This window comes from Comamonas suwonensis (assembly GCF_012844455.2).
Taxonomy (GTDB): Bacteria; Pseudomonadota; Gammaproteobacteria; order Burkholderiales; family Burkholderiaceae_C; genus Comamonas; species Comamonas suwonensis.
In genome coordinates this window covers 68675-83540 of the sequence record NZ_JABBCQ020000009.1, presented here as the reverse complement: position 1 = coordinate 83540, position 14866 = coordinate 68675, and the positions used below count along the sequence as shown (strand labels likewise).

Below are 14866 nucleotides of genomic sequence, written 5' to 3'. Positions count from 1 at the left end.
TCATTCAAGTTGCGAAGCGAGATTGCCCAACTTCTGCTTCAATGCGTCTCGCAGCTTGGCGTCCACTCCAACACGTCGCAAAACCGCTCTCTCATAGTCGTCGCGATTATTGAAACGCAGACCTTTAGCAATCCCATTAAGAGCGCCAGATTCACGCACTGGATACCTGCTGACGATCCCATTTATGTCAGATGTGTCAATCAACGCTGTAAGGTGCGCAAGCTCATCGGGGTATGGCGATTTAACTACAACGTTTAAATCACCTACGGATTGCGCCATCAACTGTTGACGTGTAGGAATCGCCAAGAAGAGATGGTCACGCACCCGCCGCTCTGCCAGGCGGCTCGCGAGATGCTCTTTCTTTCCTTGTCCCTTGAGTGATTCGATCGCAGCGTCCTTCGCTTCATCAAGCATTTTCTGGGGATCAATACCCAACGTCTCTGCCTGCTGTGCCGCGACAGCGCTTTGTGCTTCCTGAGAGTAGATCAGGCTTTCAACAGCGAAGATCGGTAGCGGGTAGATGCCATCCTCCTCGAACTTCCTCATCTGCTCTGCAGACATGCCGTCATGGTCGATGAGACCAAATGCTTTTGCTCGGTGGACTTGCTCAACGGCTCGAAGGCCCTCCACCGCTCTCATCACATCTTTACAGCTCTCGCGTGGTCGTACCGAAACTTTCGGGAAAAGAAGCGAGTACAGAGGTTGATCCAAGCTCGTCGTATTATTTCCTTCAATAAACAGAATCTTGCGTCGTGCGCCGATCACGTCAACCCATAGCCATTCTGGAATTTGCTCTGAACCATGGATGACATCGACATCCCATGAAGCAATATGTCCGTCTTGCCAAACGCTGTCTCGCACAAGTACTATCTCGCCACCCTGAACTGCTACAGGCAGCTCAAGTTGGTGGGTACAGACGACAAAGCCGCAGTCAGGCCGCTCCAGTATGAGTGCCTTGACAAGTGCAACAACAATCGACGAGTGAAGATGAAGCTCAGGCTCGTCGATCAGGAAGACCATGCCTGGTTGTGCTGCAACCACCTCGGCCGCAAAAACAAGTGCAGACCGCTCACCATCAGACATGCGCGCATAGCTGTACAGCGAGCCGCCCTGCATCGCCTTTAGTTCGCCTCCAGCGACCGTAAGCTTTACTGCCAGATTCGCCTGAGCCAGCAACGAGTTGACGATGTCCAGCGGGGAGTTATCTGCCTGGAGTCGAGCAATCGCCAAGGAACTCGATCCCTCAGCTTTTATTTGATTCGCAGCATCAAGCTTGTACTGGGTTTCAGCCGCTTGAAGATCGTGGATTGCCTTCTCGTTACGAGCCGTGCCAGTAATGGATTTCCATCTTGTGTCTGGCAGGGAGTCATAGTGCATTTGGCTGGTAGTGAAATCACGGCGGCTCGCCGGTGTCATGGACAGACTTTCGTTATCGAAATAGCTTGGTCGTGACCCTGGCATGTAGACGACTTTTCCCGCCCACTGTGCCGCAAGCCGATTGACCAGAGCAGACTTACCTGTGCCGTTGCGTCCCAAGATAAATACCGGGCTTCCCGCCCTCACCGCTACTTGGACGGTTCCCGCCTGAGTTTGAATTTGCATCTGGGCGAGCTGCCGACGTTCTTCTCTCTCCATACCTACTCCTTCGGAAATGTTGTTTCTACTGTTCTGATGGTAGGCGAAGGCAAAGGGCACCGCGTGTGAACGCAGCGCTTTAGAAAAGTGGCCAATGGGCAAAAGGCATCCCATCTGCGCCCCCTTATGCTGACCAATCAGGCGAGCCACTATGGAACGTCCCATTCCGCGTTGGCTGGAGAGCCGCTGTGGGTCTTGCTACGCTTCGACATTCCGGTGTCGGGCGCGAAATCGATCGTCACTTGATGGCCGATGGCGGGTGTTCTGAGTATTGAAATCGCTGCCATATTACCGACCAAAAATCAGCAGCCCTCAGTGACCGGTTCAGAGTAAGCAGATCGAAAAGCTGTTTAGTGGCAGTCAACCTGGGACTGCCGCTCGCGACCACGTGCCGGACGACTGCTTCTGGCCGCTAACAGCCGTTCAACATTAGCACCCCTCTAGGGTTCGACTCCAATCCATGGCCGCGTAAAACTCGCGGCCATGTCTCTTTTTACGGCAATTGTTCTATCCGCCAAGCCTGTCACGCTGGTGCTGCCCGGTGTGCAGGTGCTGGGCTGCACCCAGGTCCTGCGCTCTCCCGCCGAGCTGCACGCGGCGCGGCTGGATGTGCTGGCCAAGGTGCAGACGCCTTACTGTTTCTTCCTCGATGACGATGACGAGCTGACCGACGACTATCTGAACGTACTCGCAGAGTGCGAGGCCAAGATGCTGGCGCAGGGCGCGGCGATGGCGTACACAGACGAGATATTGCGAGAGATCGGTAAAGACGGCCCAAGGGACCATCGACGCGTTGCCTACAGCTACGACAGCGACCTGCACGCCAAACGGCCGATGCTGGTGCACCACCTTGTGGTGATGGACAGCGCCAAGGCCCAAGCTGCCGCCAAGGTGCTGCCGCGCGGCAACTTCTGGACTGAGCACATGCTGTACTGGACGCTGGGCCTGCAGGGCGCGGTTTATGTGATCCGTGTGGGCTACATCTGGAACCGCAACCCCAATGGCTTCAGCCGCAGCCCCCAGATTCTGGCGGCGCAGGCGTTTTCGATGCGCTGGATTAATCAGCAGAGGGCTGCAGCATGAGCGGCTACCTTTTAGGCTGGGGCGCCAAATCGGATTGGGAAGAGTACCCACGAGATACCCCGCTATCCCCAGATCACTCTGGCTCGCTGGTTGACTATGGCGGGTCTTGGTACTACGGCGTAGCGCCCGATGGCGAGGTGCCTGAAGGTACGGAGGTTGAACTGCTCCACACCTTCTACCCGGTTGATGGAGGCGCAGCCCGGACAGCCAGCAAGAAGTCCGCGAGCAGCTATTCAAATCCAGTGGACTATTTCCGTGAGTCTTACTGGGACCCTGCCCCCGCTGGGGTTTACGAAGTGGAGCTCTACATCAACGGAGTGCGCGGCCCGAACAAGCTGGTCATGGTTGCCTTGGAGCCGGAGTTCGGCTATGCGACGATCTCCTATTACGCGGAAGCGAATGGCGCGCCCTCTGTCTTTTGGACAGCCATCAAAGGCGCACGGGAGAACCCCTGATGGCAGGTAAAACAGTCTCCATGGGCGCGATCCTGGGCTTGAACAACCGTCTGCCCCCCACGCGGATGGACACCACATTACCCAATCGCAGCAAGGCCTCCTGGCTGCAAGTGGCGCAGAACGTGGATCTGACCGAGGGCGGCTTGATTCAGCGCCGGCAGGGTTACCGTGAGGTTCTGGCCGGCGTCTTCCACTCGCTGTGGGCAGATGCTGGCGGCTCCTACGCCGTGCGCGACGGCGATCTGGTGAAACTCGATGCAAAGGCCATGACTGCGACGGTCATTGTTCCCGGTGTGGGCAGCGCCCCCGTGAGCTATGTGCGCCTGCCCGATGGAATGGTCTATTGGTCGAACGGCCAGCGCATTGGGCGCATGGCGGGCGCTGTCGGTCGTGCGCTGATCACGCCAAGGCCCAATCCTGTGCCGGTGGCCCAAGTCGTTGGCGGCAGTTTGCCGGCAGGGCGCTATCAGGTGTGCTTTACCGCGCTGGGTGAGGATGGCGAGTCTCCCAGTACCGAACCTGTTGCGCTGGACTTGCCTGATGGTTCAGGGATGACGTTTCGCGGCCTCGCGCCGTCCACTCTGGTGTATGCGACCGGCCCCAATGGCGAGGTCTTCAATGAAATCGGCCCGGGCGACTACCTGAGTCTGAGCAATACCGGCGCGGCCTGCAACACCCTCATGCTGTCCGAGCTGCCGCCTGGTCACCAGCTTGCGCATTACCGGGGCTCGCTGCTGTCGGTGCGCGGCACGCTGCTGTATGTGAGCGAGCCTTACCGCTATGGGCTGCTGAACTTGGGGCGGGCTTTCATTCCGTTCCCTGCAGAAATCTCGCTGGTGCAGCCCTGCGAAGACGGTTTGTATGTCTGCGCAGACAAGACCTATTGGATTCCCGGCGACCCGCTTGCATCAGCACCCACGGTAGTGCTGCCCTACGGTGCGCTGCGCGGCTCGGCTGCCTTTGATCCCCATGAGCAGACCGCTTACTGGCAAAGCCCACTGGGGCTGGTGATGGCCAAGCCCGGTGGCCAAGTGGCCGTGCCACAAGACGAGGCACTGGTTTTTGCGGGTGCGCGCTCGGGCGCGACCTTGATGCGTGAGCGGGGTGGCGAAAGGCATGTCCTGACCGCTCGCTTTGACGTTGAACAGACTTGAAAGGAATGGGTATGAGTTCCCTGTTTTTCCCCGTCGAGGGGCGTGATTACTTGCTGGACGTAGGTGTGCATGGCGGCGTACAGATCGGTGCCTGGTATGTGGCCCTCTATGAAGGCGACTACGAGCCACAGGAAAGCGACACCGCTGCAAACATTGGCGTGCGCGCTACTGAAATCACAGCCTATGCCGAAGGCACCCGGCCTGAGTTTGTGGAGCAGGGCTCTGCCGGTGGTGCGACCAACAACCAAGGAAATGTGGCTCAGTTCACGATGACTGCAGAAAAGACCGTTCGCATGTTCGCGCTGGTGTCCAGCGGCGGCAAGGGTGCTGCGGTGGGCAAATTACTTGCCGTGCAGCGTCTGTCTTCTCCCCGCACCTACGGCCCTGGCGATGTGATCAAGGTTCCCATCAGCCTGACGCTGATCAACCCCCAATAAGTCCCGTATTCACCAGGAGCCCTTATGTCTTTGCAATTTTCTACTGCCTACCGCAACAACGCGGCCGCTGCTGCCCTGGGCGCTGCGCCTGCTGGCGCCATCATGGCCGACTGCGTGCTGATGCTCTATGCAGGCTCGCGCCCTGCGGACGCTGATGCGGCCATTGGTTCTGCCACGCTACTTGCGACCTACAGCGTCGATGGCAGTGGCGACCCTCTGGCGTGGGAGAGCCCCGTCAACGGTTCTGTCTCCAAGCCTGCCGGTGTGGTCTGGTCTGGCGTGGCGGTGAACTCGGGCACGGCATCTTTCTTTCGCTACCAGTCGCCCAGCGATGACGGCAGTGCCAGCAGCACGAGCGTTCGCATTCAGGGCAAAGTGGGGCTTGTCACGGACCAGGGCTCCGACTTGGCACTAAGCAGCCTGGCGGTTGCCTCTGGCGCGACGTTGACGATTGACGCGGCCAGCGCCACCGTGCCTTCCAGCCTGTAAACGCGGCGAGGGCGGGATGGATTACTCCAAGTTTCCCTATCAGCAAGGCTCTGCCGGCGCTGGTGTGGGTGTGCGTCAGGCCCGCATGCTCGGCGCGATGGACACCCCGGCCCTGCGCCGCAAGAATGCAGATGGCTCTGTTTCCCGCAAGGTGGGTGAGCGTTTGTATGTCGATCCGGCGCCAGAGCAGGAGCTGGATGCCTATCTGAGCTCGGGAACATTCTCCGATGGTCTGGTGCGCGCGGTGGCCAGCGCTGATGCGCGAGGCGTTTTTCGTGTCCGGGGCCAGGTGATGCTGCGCGACGAAACCGAGGCATGGAATTCCACAGCGCTCAATTACTACGGCAACGGCAAGGCGAGCGTTCTCAAGATGACTTGGGCGAAGGGGGACGCCGAGAAGGTTGCGGACTTCAATGGCTGGCCAGCCTATGTGCTTGATGCGGTGCAGTACCAGTCCCGCAATGGAACCTCCTACGGGAATGTTTACGCGATCAAGGCGACTCAGACCTATCTGGGAACGGTGAGTGAATTCACGACCAATATTCAGATGACGGCTCCGACATTGGTGCGCAGCGGCGAAAAAAGCCAGTGGCTCTACGAGGCGTTGTCAGGTGTGACCTGTATCGACGGGCAGTACTGCTTTTTCTACGTTGTGGATGTGGGCAGCCGTCAGCTTTACGCGAATATCAAGACGGTTGCATACCAGTTGGCCAAGGACTTTGCCGCAATTACGGTCAGCCCCTTGGGGCGCTTCGGGATCGGTTCCTATATGCGGCCCGAATACCCCCTGTTTGATTTGCCGCACCCCATCGATGTGAGTCAGTGCCCAGGCATTGAGTTTCATTACTCAGAGGATGGTGGCCTGAACTTCGCAACCCTGGACAGCGCGCCAATTTTGCAGGAGTTCACCGACACCGTTCTGTCTCTGAACTCGCACACACAGTACGCGCCCACGTTCAATCTCGCAGTGAACTTTTTTTCATCGGTGACTGTGCCCTTGAACCCGCAGCAGGCAGTGGTACTTATGGCCATTCCCTATGTGATGGAGGTAAGGCCTGGAAACCATGCGGTAAACGCCAAGATCAAACTTGGTGTGGTCGATTTTGTATCCCGCACGGTGGTTGAAACGGCTGTTTTGGAGGACAGCGTGACGCCACCGGGAGAGAGCGGCTGGGATGGCGCGGAGGCTGCAGCTGTGGGCTACTTGGCGGGCTGGGTGGGCATCCCTATCAAGGGCGGAGCGCTGTTTGTTGTGCGCCCCTTGGGTGCAGCCGACTACCGAGACAACCCGCCGCGCTGCCTGTTCACCACGGATGGTGTGAACATCCAGTGGCAGCCACCGATGCCGTGGCCGGGGTGGTGCGTGGGCGTGGCCAGAGCCATCTCCAAAGACACGATTGTGGTTCCCGTCTATGAGCCGGGGCTCGGCTATGTGTTGTACCAGTCCGGTGACTTGGGTGCGACCTGGACGCTGCGCGCAACACTGTCAGACAAGGCACGGGCACCGCAAAAAATCACTTCGCGGGCTCACCTGCTGGAGTTCTCGCAAGTGACAAAGCTGCGAGACGGGGCAGCGCCGGCCAATGCCACACCCGGCGCCCCATGGGTAAGCGATAGCCGATTTACACCGCCGAACGCATGAAGGATGAGCTGTGGCTAATTCACTGATCAAAGGTAAGACTTACATCCCTGCAATTGCGGGGCGGCCCTTCATTGCCCCGCGTCCTGCGCGTGATGTGTGGGAGAAGCGCACGGTTTGCGGATACAAGATGGTGGTCAACCACTTGGTTCCTGGCCATTACCAGTTTGTGACCGACCCTCGCACCGGGCAGACAACGGCTCATTACGTTCCCGACAAATTACCCCCCGGCTCGGGCGTTATCACCAGCGAGTCCTACTACGCATACACCTGCTGGGAAGAGACTATTTTGGTTCACTACCCAGCGGAACGTGGACAAGAGGGGATCGCCTCTGTACCTGGGCGCTGGGACTACCATCTGGGTTGGGATGCAGGCGCGCACTCGATTGCATCTGTTCAAGGGGATGTGAGCGCGACGTTTCGCGGTGCACCCAGCAGCATCGGCGCGATCTGCGGCCTTAGTGGGCACACAGGGGCGCAGGTTTACAACGGTCTGCAAGTTCGGTTCGGCTTTTATCTCTCGCGCGGCTATGCCCGTGTGATCGAAGGTGGCCAAAACCGCAACGGTGCCCGAGCTTTTACCGCCTTGACGCAGTTCGAGGTGCTGCGCAAAGGCGGCATCGTCAGCTATCTCATGGACGGCATCGAGATTTACAGGAGCACTGACACGGCATCAGGTGACAGCACCCTGCTGCTGCAGGCCTCGCTGTATGCGGGCGACGACGAGATATTCGATCCTGTGCTGCGCAGTCTGGCTCCAGAGTTCCCAGCAGATCCAGAGCTGGAGATTACCGGCACTCTGAGCCTTCGCATCCCTCTCGTCAGGACCGCCGCCCGCGATGGCGCCGGCGCGCTGCTGAACTTGGCGCTGCCCGCCCAGACGACGACTTTTATGAGCGGGGCCATCACGGCACCGGCTTTCTCGCTGCTGAGCCTGACCCTGCCAGCGCCGCTGACGGCTGGCTATGTTCTGGTAGGTATCTCCGGCCAGCTGGATATGCAGTTGCCCACCCCCAGCATGATCGTGTCAGAGCGCCTGTTTGGGCGCTTGGCGCTCAAGCTGCCGCCGCTCTTTGCGTTCGCTCGGGCTTGGCCAGCGGATGAACTACCTTTTGGAAACAGTCGCCTGACGCTCAAGGGTAACTCGGCCTTTCATGCGGTCGCCCGGCTGCCGACACGGCCCATGACTCTCAATGTTTCTGGCTCAATGGCCGCTTACAAGGAAGCAGCCCTTGGCGATGTGACGATTGCCGGTAGCTTGATGCTGGGCGGCAACATGGCTGCGCGGGGCGTGGTGACGCTGCCGCTCAAGCCCATGCGCGCCGTGCTGGGCGGCTCGATGACCGTGCTCTCTGGCCTGAACGAAGTGTTCTGCATGCGCCAGTCTGGCGGCACGACCCAATACGATAGCTATGAATTCAATAGCTTCATGTCTATATCTGACAAGTGCTACGGGGCGAATGAAAACGGTCTCTTCCTACTGGAGGGCGCAGACGATGCGGGGCAGCCCATCGCCGCGCGCTTTGGCTTTGGTCAGCTTGACTTTGGCAGCCCCCAGATCAAGACCGCAAGCTACTGCTATCTGGGCGCAGCTGCTGGCGCGATGAGCCTGAATATCGCCGCGCTGCTGGGCGGCCAGCCCGCTGACTACGACTATCCGGCACGCGGCCACGGCGAGAGCATGCGCGAGCTGCGGTTTGATTTAGGGCGCGGCTTGCGCAGCACCTATCTCACGCCCACTTTCTCTAATGTCGATGGTGCTCCCTTTACGGTGGATGCGGTGCGCTTCGTGATCAACGAGTCCACCCGGAGGATCTAAAAATGGCCACACTACCTATCGCCCCCATTGTCACCATCCCTGCCGGAGTGACCGGCCCCGCGCTGCAAACAACGCAGATCTTCAACGCCAAGTGGGCCATGGCGATGGAGTCGTTTCGCAGCGCTCAGGGCTTTACCCATGACATGGTGGCGACCGTGGGAACGGCGCCGCACTACACGGCACCGATCCTGAACCAGTCATTCATGCCGGCCGAAGTGCCCAAGAACCTGAGTTTTGACGATCCTAACGCGGCCATGGCGTACTTTGATGCCAAGAATGGCGAGCTGTCAGCGCTGATTGATAAGGCTTTCAAGGACATGCTGGGTATTGCCTTCCCGGATATGTCTCTCATGGCTTCGGCCCTGAAGTGGTGCGAGCGAGCCATCAATGAAGGTGGCACCGGCATCAGTCATGCGGTGGAGTCCGCGCTGTGGGAGCGCGGCCGCTCCCGCATCTTGCGTGAGGCAGAGCGCGACTTGAATACGGTGCAGGAGCGCTATGCCCGCGCTGGCTGGCCACTGCCGCCCGGCGCCATGCTGCATGAGGCTGCATTGATTCGCCAAGGCGGCCGCGACAAGCTGGCCGAGGCCAGCCGCGACATTGCCATCAAGAGCTTTGAGACAGAGGTGGAGAACGTGCGCTTCGCGGTCAAGACCGTAGTGGATCAGTTCTCGCAGGCCATCAGTTCTGTGGGCGAGTATGTGAAGACCGTGATGATGGGCCCGCAAGTGGCCTCGCAGCTGGCATCGAATATCACCAACCTGAAAAACGATGCTGCGCGCACGCTTGTCAGTCTCTATCAAGCCCAGAACTCGGCACTGGAGCCATTCATCCGCCTGTCGATCACGGACGCCGAGCTTAAAAGCAAGGCCGAAGAGTCGAATATGCGCTCTCAGCTGGAAACGGCGCAGTTGCGTGCGAACGCAGCGCTGGCACAAATCAAGATGGTGGGTGATGCAGCTGCTGCGAGCTTGAACGGTATCGGTGCAGGTGTGAGTAACGGAATGAGCACCAGCGTGTCGATGTAAGGACAGCACCCCTCTAGGGTTCGACGGCATGGGGGCAGACACTCACACTGCCATCCATGCCTGCCCACAAAGTCAAACTTGAAATCGACCAGGGTGCCACGTTCGACAAGACATTTACTTGGTTGACGGGCACCAAAACCAAGGCCGTGCCTGTGGATCTGACGGGGTGCAAGGCGCGCTCCCATTTTCGTGAAGACATTGGAAGCGACGAGGTGCTGATTGGTCTGAGTACGGAGAACGGCCGCATTGTGCTGGGCGGTACCGCAGGCACGATTCACTTATTCATCAGTGCGGCCGACACTGCAGCCATGAATTGGCAGTCCGCTGTCTATGACCTAGAGATTGAATTCCCCAATGGAACAGTCATCCGCCGCATGACTGGCTCCGTAGTGGTATCGCCGGAAGTGACTCGTGGCCTCGTGATTGATGTAGGTGGCAGGTTTGTTGGCGATAGCTTGGGTTTGCCATTTTCAGGTGAGGTGGTCGATGCCTGATCTGCTGCAAGTCGAAACTGAATCGGTGCTACAGGAGAAGGTCGAAACTGTTGTGCTGCTGGAGCCCCAGGGCTCCGATGAGATTCTGGAAGTTCCCACCGAGCAACTGCTGCTGGAGGCTGGCCACGACAACACTCTGCTGGAGCCAGTTGAAAAGCTGCAGCTTCTGAGTGAGTGCGTACAGGGGCCGCCCGGACCGACTGGAATCCCCGGTCCTGCCGGCGGACAGATCATGCAGCGTACTGCGGGCATGGCTACCAGCGCATTACTTGCTGTCTATGAAGACTTGTTTGGTTCGGTGTGGCCAGCAGATTGCAACTTTGAGAGGGATGTGCTGGCGCTGCTGGGCGTGACGGTGAGCGCAGCCACGGGCGGACAGCCCATCCATGTGCAGCGCATGGGTCACATTGATGACGCTGGCTGGCAGTGGCTGCCTGGCGTGCGCGTCTTTTTGAGTGCTCAGGGCCGCTTGACCCAGACCCCACCCCAGACCGGGCATGACGTATTGATAGGCACGGCCCTGTCAGCGACTCGCCTGCTTTTGAATATTCAAGACCCTATCGAACTGGAGTAAGTCATGGCAACTCAGCCTACCCAAGGATTCTTGGCCCGTGTGGCCGGGAAGACCAAACAAATTTTTGGCCTGGCCATATCAACTGGCGCGGCGGATGCCGGGAAACTGATTGCGACCGACTCCAGCGGCAAGCTGGATATGAGCCTGATGCCGACTGGCATTGGCGCGAACACCATTAGTTGCCCAGCAAGCGAAGCCATTGGAGCCGGAAAATTTGTCAATTTCCACAGCAATGCGGGCGCTATTAACGTCCGTCTTGCGGACAACAGTAATGCGCGGCAAGCAGACGGCTACCTGAAAGATGCCGTGGCGAGTGCCGGCCAGGCGACCGTCTACCCGCTGGATACCACTAATTCCGCGTTGACAGGGCTCGCTCCCGGCTCACGCTACTGGCTGGGAACTGCGGGCGGGGTCATCGCTGCGCCTCTGGACTCTGCAGATACGGCCAGTGCTGGCAAGATTTGCCAGGAGCTGGGCGTGGCCAAGAGCGAGACGGAGCTGGTGACAGATGACCTGGGCTTTGTGGGGCTCTGATGGTGATGCGAAAGCCCATAGTCCGAATCGGCGGCAGAAATCAGCAGCTACCTGTGGGTGACGTGCTGGCCGGGGTGGTGCAGCGGCTGCCAGTTTTTCAGACGGATACGGCGGCTGTCTTGATTGAATTGATTGCGGGCTCCACTTGGACTTTGCCCGTGTATGACGCAGCGGGTGTTGCGGTACAGGTGGGGCTGTAATGGAAAACAGGCGTCCTGTCGTACTTCGCACCGACACCACACCAGCACGTCTACAGGAGTTGCCAGCTGGCGACTTGCTGGACGCTGCAACGCTGATCAATGCACTTCAGGTTGCGCTGACAGGATTGGCATCCACTACGGGCGCACCAGTGACGGCTGCCGATACTTTGCTTGTTGCTCTTGGAAAGTTGGTTGCGCAAAACAATACCTATACGACTGTTCCCACCACGAACATGGGGCCGGTGATATTGGTGACAGCTCCACATCACCGGCACATGGTTTGGAATGGGACTGCTTATGAGCGTGCGCCATGGCACCGCCCTGGAGTGATCTTCTATAGCGACGGACCTGCGGCCAACATTAAGCACGGTATTCAGCTGCGTTCAGACGTAACCTACAACACAGCAGACCACCCAGACTTGGCTGCGTTTTACGGTTTCGCTGGATCAACATTTGTACTCAAAGACGCCCGTGCTCGCGTGATTCGTAGCGCCGACTTGGGCAGGGGGATTGATACTGCGCTGGTTAATGGCTACCTACAAGAGGATGCGATTCGGAATATCAGCGGTACTTTTGGCTCCGTGACTGGCACTTCCATTATCGAAATGGCTACTGGTGTGTTTTACGGTGGTACTAATCAGAAGTACGCGAATCTGGGCTCGATCGAAGACCCAAACTCCGGGGTGATTTACCCACGATATGTCAACTTAGACGCCTCCCGCCAAGTTCCAACAGCTTCCGAAAACCGTGTCAAGTCTTTAGTCGCAACTGCTTACGTCACTCGTTAAATCATGAGCAACACAATCCACTCTTTTGACGATGACGGCTATTACGCTGGTTCCGCTGAACTGCCGCCATTTGCTACTGGCCACAACCCTGCGTCAGCAACTCTCGACCCACTGCCTAAACATAATCCTCTAACTGAGAGACTTCGGCGGGTTAATGGGAGTTGGACGGTAGAGCTTATCCCGCTGCCTGAGTTAACGCCTGAACCTGCACCGCCTACTTTGGAGGAGTCGAAGGATGCGCTTAAAAAGCGGATAACGGCCAAGCGCTGGGCCGTAGAAACGGGCGGGGTGATGGTGGGCGGCATGCGCGTGCTCACAGGCATTGAAGACCAGAACCGCATCACCACGGTGGTGGCTAATGCGCGGCGCTCTGGACTGCAGACGGTGGACTTCAAGGCGGCCGGTGCCTGGGTGACGATTTCGGTAGCTGACGTGGAGGCCATCGCCTGTGCCATCGCCTTGCATGTGCAGGCTTCATTCACTGCTGAGCGCGCCCATCATGAGGCCATTGATGCGCTGCCCGATCTTGCGGCGGTACAGGTCTATGACGTGACCGCTGGTTGGCCTGTGTGACACCCCTCTAGGGTTCGACCAAAGAACCCTGCCCCGGAACACTCCGGGGTATGAAAAAAGCTCTCGCATCAATGCTGGCGCTGCTGGGCATCCACCAGCATCTGACGGCCGAGCAAAAGCAGGACATTGCCAGCGCGGCCTATCACGCCACGCCTGGGGCAGTCACCGCAGGAGGATTCCGGCTTGCGGGCCTGCCCCTCAGTGACTGGCTGGTACTGGCCTCTATCGCATTTGTGGCCTTGCAGGCCTCCTACTTGATCTGGAAGTGGCGCCGCGACTACTTGCGCGCTCAGACACGCCAGCAGTTGCGTGACCGTACCCAGCGCGGAGGCCGCACATGAGCAGCAAAATTCCCCGCTTTCTCGCTGGCCGTCTGGCTGCACTGGTGCTGACGTTGGGGGCTGGTGGTGGCGCCTACCTGGCTGCTGATCAGGCCGCCATCGAGCAAGGCCTGGCTGACCAGTATGTGCAGGCCGTGGCCGCTGACCCCGACACCCGCCAGGGTGTGAAGGTGGCCATGGTGTTGGGCCACTTCTATGAATCCAGCGGCAAACACATCGGCACACCCTATATCGACAAGCTGGGCAAGGGCGCGCCCTTGACCGTATGCAACGGCATCACTGGCGCCGGCGTGATCGCTGGCAAGTGGTACAGCCCGGGCGAGTGTTATCAGCTGGAAAAGGGACGGTATCTGCAATCAGAGCGCGCGGCCCAGCGCTTGCTTGCGTACTGGCCCAGCTACGACGCATTTGTGCAGGGCACGTTCATCGACTTCCTGCACAACAAGGGCGAGGCCAATTTTTCTACCAGCACCATGCGCCGCAAGGCCAACGCCGGTGATCTGGTGGGCGCCTGCCTAGAAAACCCGCGCTGGAACAAAGGCACGGTCAAAGGTGTTTCGACTGTGCTGCCCGGCCTGCAGGGGCGCGGCGACTCCAACGACGAGATCTGCCGCGTGTGGCGCATGGGCACGCCATGAGCACCCGCGCCATCACCCATTTAGCCGCGGCTCTTATTGCTGGCGCTGGCGTCTGGTACTTCCAGGCAGCCCGCCTTGGCGCGGATCTGGCCGACGAGCGCCTGCAGGCCAGCCAGTACCGCGAGCAGATCGCAGATGAACGCACCGCCGCCGCTCGGCGCGTGTTGGCCGTGGAACGCAAGGTCAATGACAAATACCAAGGAGCCCTCAACGATGCCATCAAGAAACAAGCCGCTATGCAGGCTGCTGCTGATCGCGCTCGCAGTGAGCGTGACGGCCTGCGCAAGCAACTGTCCGATGCCGAGCAGCGATTGGCCGACGCTTCCCCCACCGCCTGCATCGAGTACGCCTCAACCCTCAGTCGCGTATTCGGACAGTGCAGCCAGCGATACACAGAGCTGGCAATCCGAGCTGATGGACACGCAGCTGATGCAGCAACCTGCCGCGCCGCGTGGCCAGTAATTCAAATCAAGGAGAACCCTCAATGAACTTCGGTGACGCACTCAAGGAGCTGAAAGCAGGCAAGCGCGTGCAGCGTGCTGGCTGGAACGGCAAAGGCATGTTCGCCTATCTGGTGCCTGCGGCCAAGTACCCGGTGCAGACCGGGGCAGCCAAGACTCACTTCGGCGAAGGCGCCATGGTTCCCTACAACCCTTATCTCGCCATCAAGAACGTGGACGAGACAGTGAGCACCTGGGTTCCTAGCATCAATGACTGCTTGGCCGATGACTGGCAGGTTATCGGCTGCACGGTACCGCCCCACCAGCAGCGCGTGCTGGATGAAAAGCAGGAAAACGACGTTCGCATCACCAAGCTGGACGAGTTCATTGATCGCAATGCCTTGTTCCGCCAGTTGAGCTTGGACGAGCAGGCCCGCATGCGCCGCCAGCTCGATGTGATGCGCGAGCTGTCTGTGATCCTGGGCGAGCGCATCTCTGCTTTCTAAGCCTTCCGGCCCGCACCGGCCGGCTGCCGGATTTTGGAG

At 59.1% G+C, this 14866-nt stretch carries 19 protein-coding genes; 18 read left to right on the top strand and 1 reads right to left on the bottom strand.

The window, feature by feature from the left end; genetic code table 11:
- Nucleotides 1–1800, bottom strand: coding sequence for an AAA family ATPase (locus tag HF327_RS11750; RefSeq protein ID WP_198460475.1), 1800 nt, complete (start codon nucleotides 1798–1800; stop codon nucleotides 1–3).
- A 318-nt stretch (nucleotides 1801–2118) separates the two neighbouring features.
- Here HF327_RS11750 and HF327_RS11745 point away from each other — a divergent pair, with 318 nt between their 5' ends.
- The 18 genes from HF327_RS11745 to HF327_RS11660 all read left to right on the top strand — a co-directional run bounded on the left by HF327_RS11745 (nucleotide 2119) and on the right by HF327_RS11660 (nucleotide 14827).
- The gene (locus tag HF327_RS11745) at nucleotides 2119–2718 is read left to right on the top strand and encodes a hypothetical protein (protein ID WP_169108404.1); all 600 of its coding nucleotides are present in this window, start codon (nucleotides 2119–2121) and stop codon (nucleotides 2716–2718) included.
- Nucleotides 2715–3173 carry a hypothetical protein gene (locus tag HF327_RS11740; RefSeq protein ID WP_169108403.1) on the top strand — a complete coding sequence of 153 codons (459 nt, stop codon included), beginning with the start codon at nucleotides 2715–2717 and terminating at the stop codon, nucleotides 3171–3173. The genes HF327_RS11745 and HF327_RS11740 overlap by 4 nt, the downstream gene beginning before the upstream one ends.
- Nucleotides 3173–4327: a hypothetical protein gene (locus HF327_RS11735; RefSeq protein ID WP_169108402.1), complete on the top strand. Its 1155-nt coding sequence runs from the start codon at nucleotides 3173–3175 to the stop codon at nucleotides 4325–4327. The genes HF327_RS11740 and HF327_RS11735 overlap by 1 nt, the downstream gene beginning before the upstream one ends.
- 11 nt (nucleotides 4328–4338) lie before the next feature.
- Nucleotides 4339–4764 (top strand): phage tail fiber protein, encoded by a 426-nt coding sequence (locus tag HF327_RS11730; RefSeq protein ID WP_169108401.1) that lies wholly within the window; start codon nucleotides 4339–4341, stop codon nucleotides 4762–4764.
- 24 nt (nucleotides 4765–4788) lie between these two features.
- Entirely contained in the window at nucleotides 4789–5253 is a 465-nt protein-coding gene (locus HF327_RS11725; RefSeq protein ID WP_169108400.1) for a hypothetical protein, read from the top strand.
- Between the two features lie 16 nt (nucleotides 5254–5269).
- Nucleotides 5270–6895 carry a hypothetical protein gene (locus HF327_RS11720; RefSeq protein WP_169108399.1) on the top strand — a complete coding sequence of 542 codons (1626 nt, stop codon included), beginning with the start codon at nucleotides 5270–5272 and terminating at the stop codon, nucleotides 6893–6895.
- A gap of 10 nt (nucleotides 6896–6905) precedes the next feature.
- Entirely contained in the window at nucleotides 6906–8711 is a 1806-nt protein-coding gene (locus HF327_RS11715; protein ID WP_169108398.1) for a hypothetical protein, read from the top strand.
- 2 nt (nucleotides 8712–8713) lie between these two features.
- Nucleotides 8714–9739: a hypothetical protein gene (locus HF327_RS11710; RefSeq protein ID WP_169108397.1), complete on the top strand. Its 1026-nt coding sequence runs from the start codon at nucleotides 8714–8716 to the stop codon at nucleotides 9737–9739.
- Nucleotides 9740–9795: 56 nt separating this feature from the next.
- Entirely contained in the window at nucleotides 9796–10233 is a 438-nt protein-coding gene (locus HF327_RS11705) for a hypothetical protein (RefSeq protein ID WP_236024153.1), read from the top strand.
- Entirely contained in the window at nucleotides 10226–10807 is a 582-nt protein-coding gene (locus HF327_RS11700) for a hypothetical protein (protein WP_169108396.1), read from the top strand. The genes HF327_RS11705 and HF327_RS11700 overlap by 8 nt, the downstream gene beginning before the upstream one ends.
- A gap of 3 nt (nucleotides 10808–10810) precedes the next feature.
- Nucleotides 10811–11341: a hypothetical protein gene (locus HF327_RS11695; protein WP_169108395.1), complete on the top strand. Its 531-nt coding sequence runs from the start codon at nucleotides 10811–10813 to the stop codon at nucleotides 11339–11341.
- 53 nt (nucleotides 11342–11394) lie between these two features.
- Nucleotides 11395–11541, top strand: coding sequence for a hypothetical protein (locus HF327_RS11690; protein WP_169108394.1), 147 nt, complete (start codon nucleotides 11395–11397; stop codon nucleotides 11539–11541).
- On the top strand, nucleotides 11541–12329 hold the full coding sequence (locus HF327_RS11685) for a hypothetical protein (RefSeq protein WP_169108393.1): 789 nt from the start codon (nucleotides 11541–11543) through the stop codon (nucleotides 12327–12329). The genes HF327_RS11690 and HF327_RS11685 overlap by 1 nt, the downstream gene beginning before the upstream one ends.
- A gap of 219 nt (nucleotides 12330–12548) precedes the next feature.
- Entirely contained in the window at nucleotides 12549–12902 is a 354-nt protein-coding gene (locus HF327_RS11680) for a DUF4376 domain-containing protein (protein ID WP_169108392.1), read from the top strand.
- A 50-nt stretch (nucleotides 12903–12952) separates the two neighbouring features.
- Nucleotides 12953–13243 carry a hypothetical protein gene (locus HF327_RS11675; protein ID WP_169108391.1) on the top strand — a complete coding sequence of 97 codons (291 nt, stop codon included), beginning with the start codon at nucleotides 12953–12955 and terminating at the stop codon, nucleotides 13241–13243.
- Entirely contained in the window at nucleotides 13240–13881 is a 642-nt protein-coding gene (locus HF327_RS11670; protein WP_169108390.1) for a glycoside hydrolase family protein, read from the top strand. Before HF327_RS11675 ends, HF327_RS11670 begins: the two co-directional genes overlap by 4 nt.
- On the top strand, nucleotides 13878–14369 hold the full coding sequence (locus tag HF327_RS11665) for a hypothetical protein (protein ID WP_169108389.1): 492 nt from the start codon (nucleotides 13878–13880) through the stop codon (nucleotides 14367–14369). Before HF327_RS11670 ends, HF327_RS11665 begins: the two co-directional genes overlap by 4 nt.
- Nucleotides 14366–14827 (top strand): DUF2829 domain-containing protein, encoded by a 462-nt coding sequence (locus tag HF327_RS11660; RefSeq protein ID WP_198460474.1) that lies wholly within the window; start codon nucleotides 14366–14368, stop codon nucleotides 14825–14827. Before HF327_RS11665 ends, HF327_RS11660 begins: the two co-directional genes overlap by 4 nt.
- Nucleotides 14828–14866: the final 39 nt, after the last annotated feature.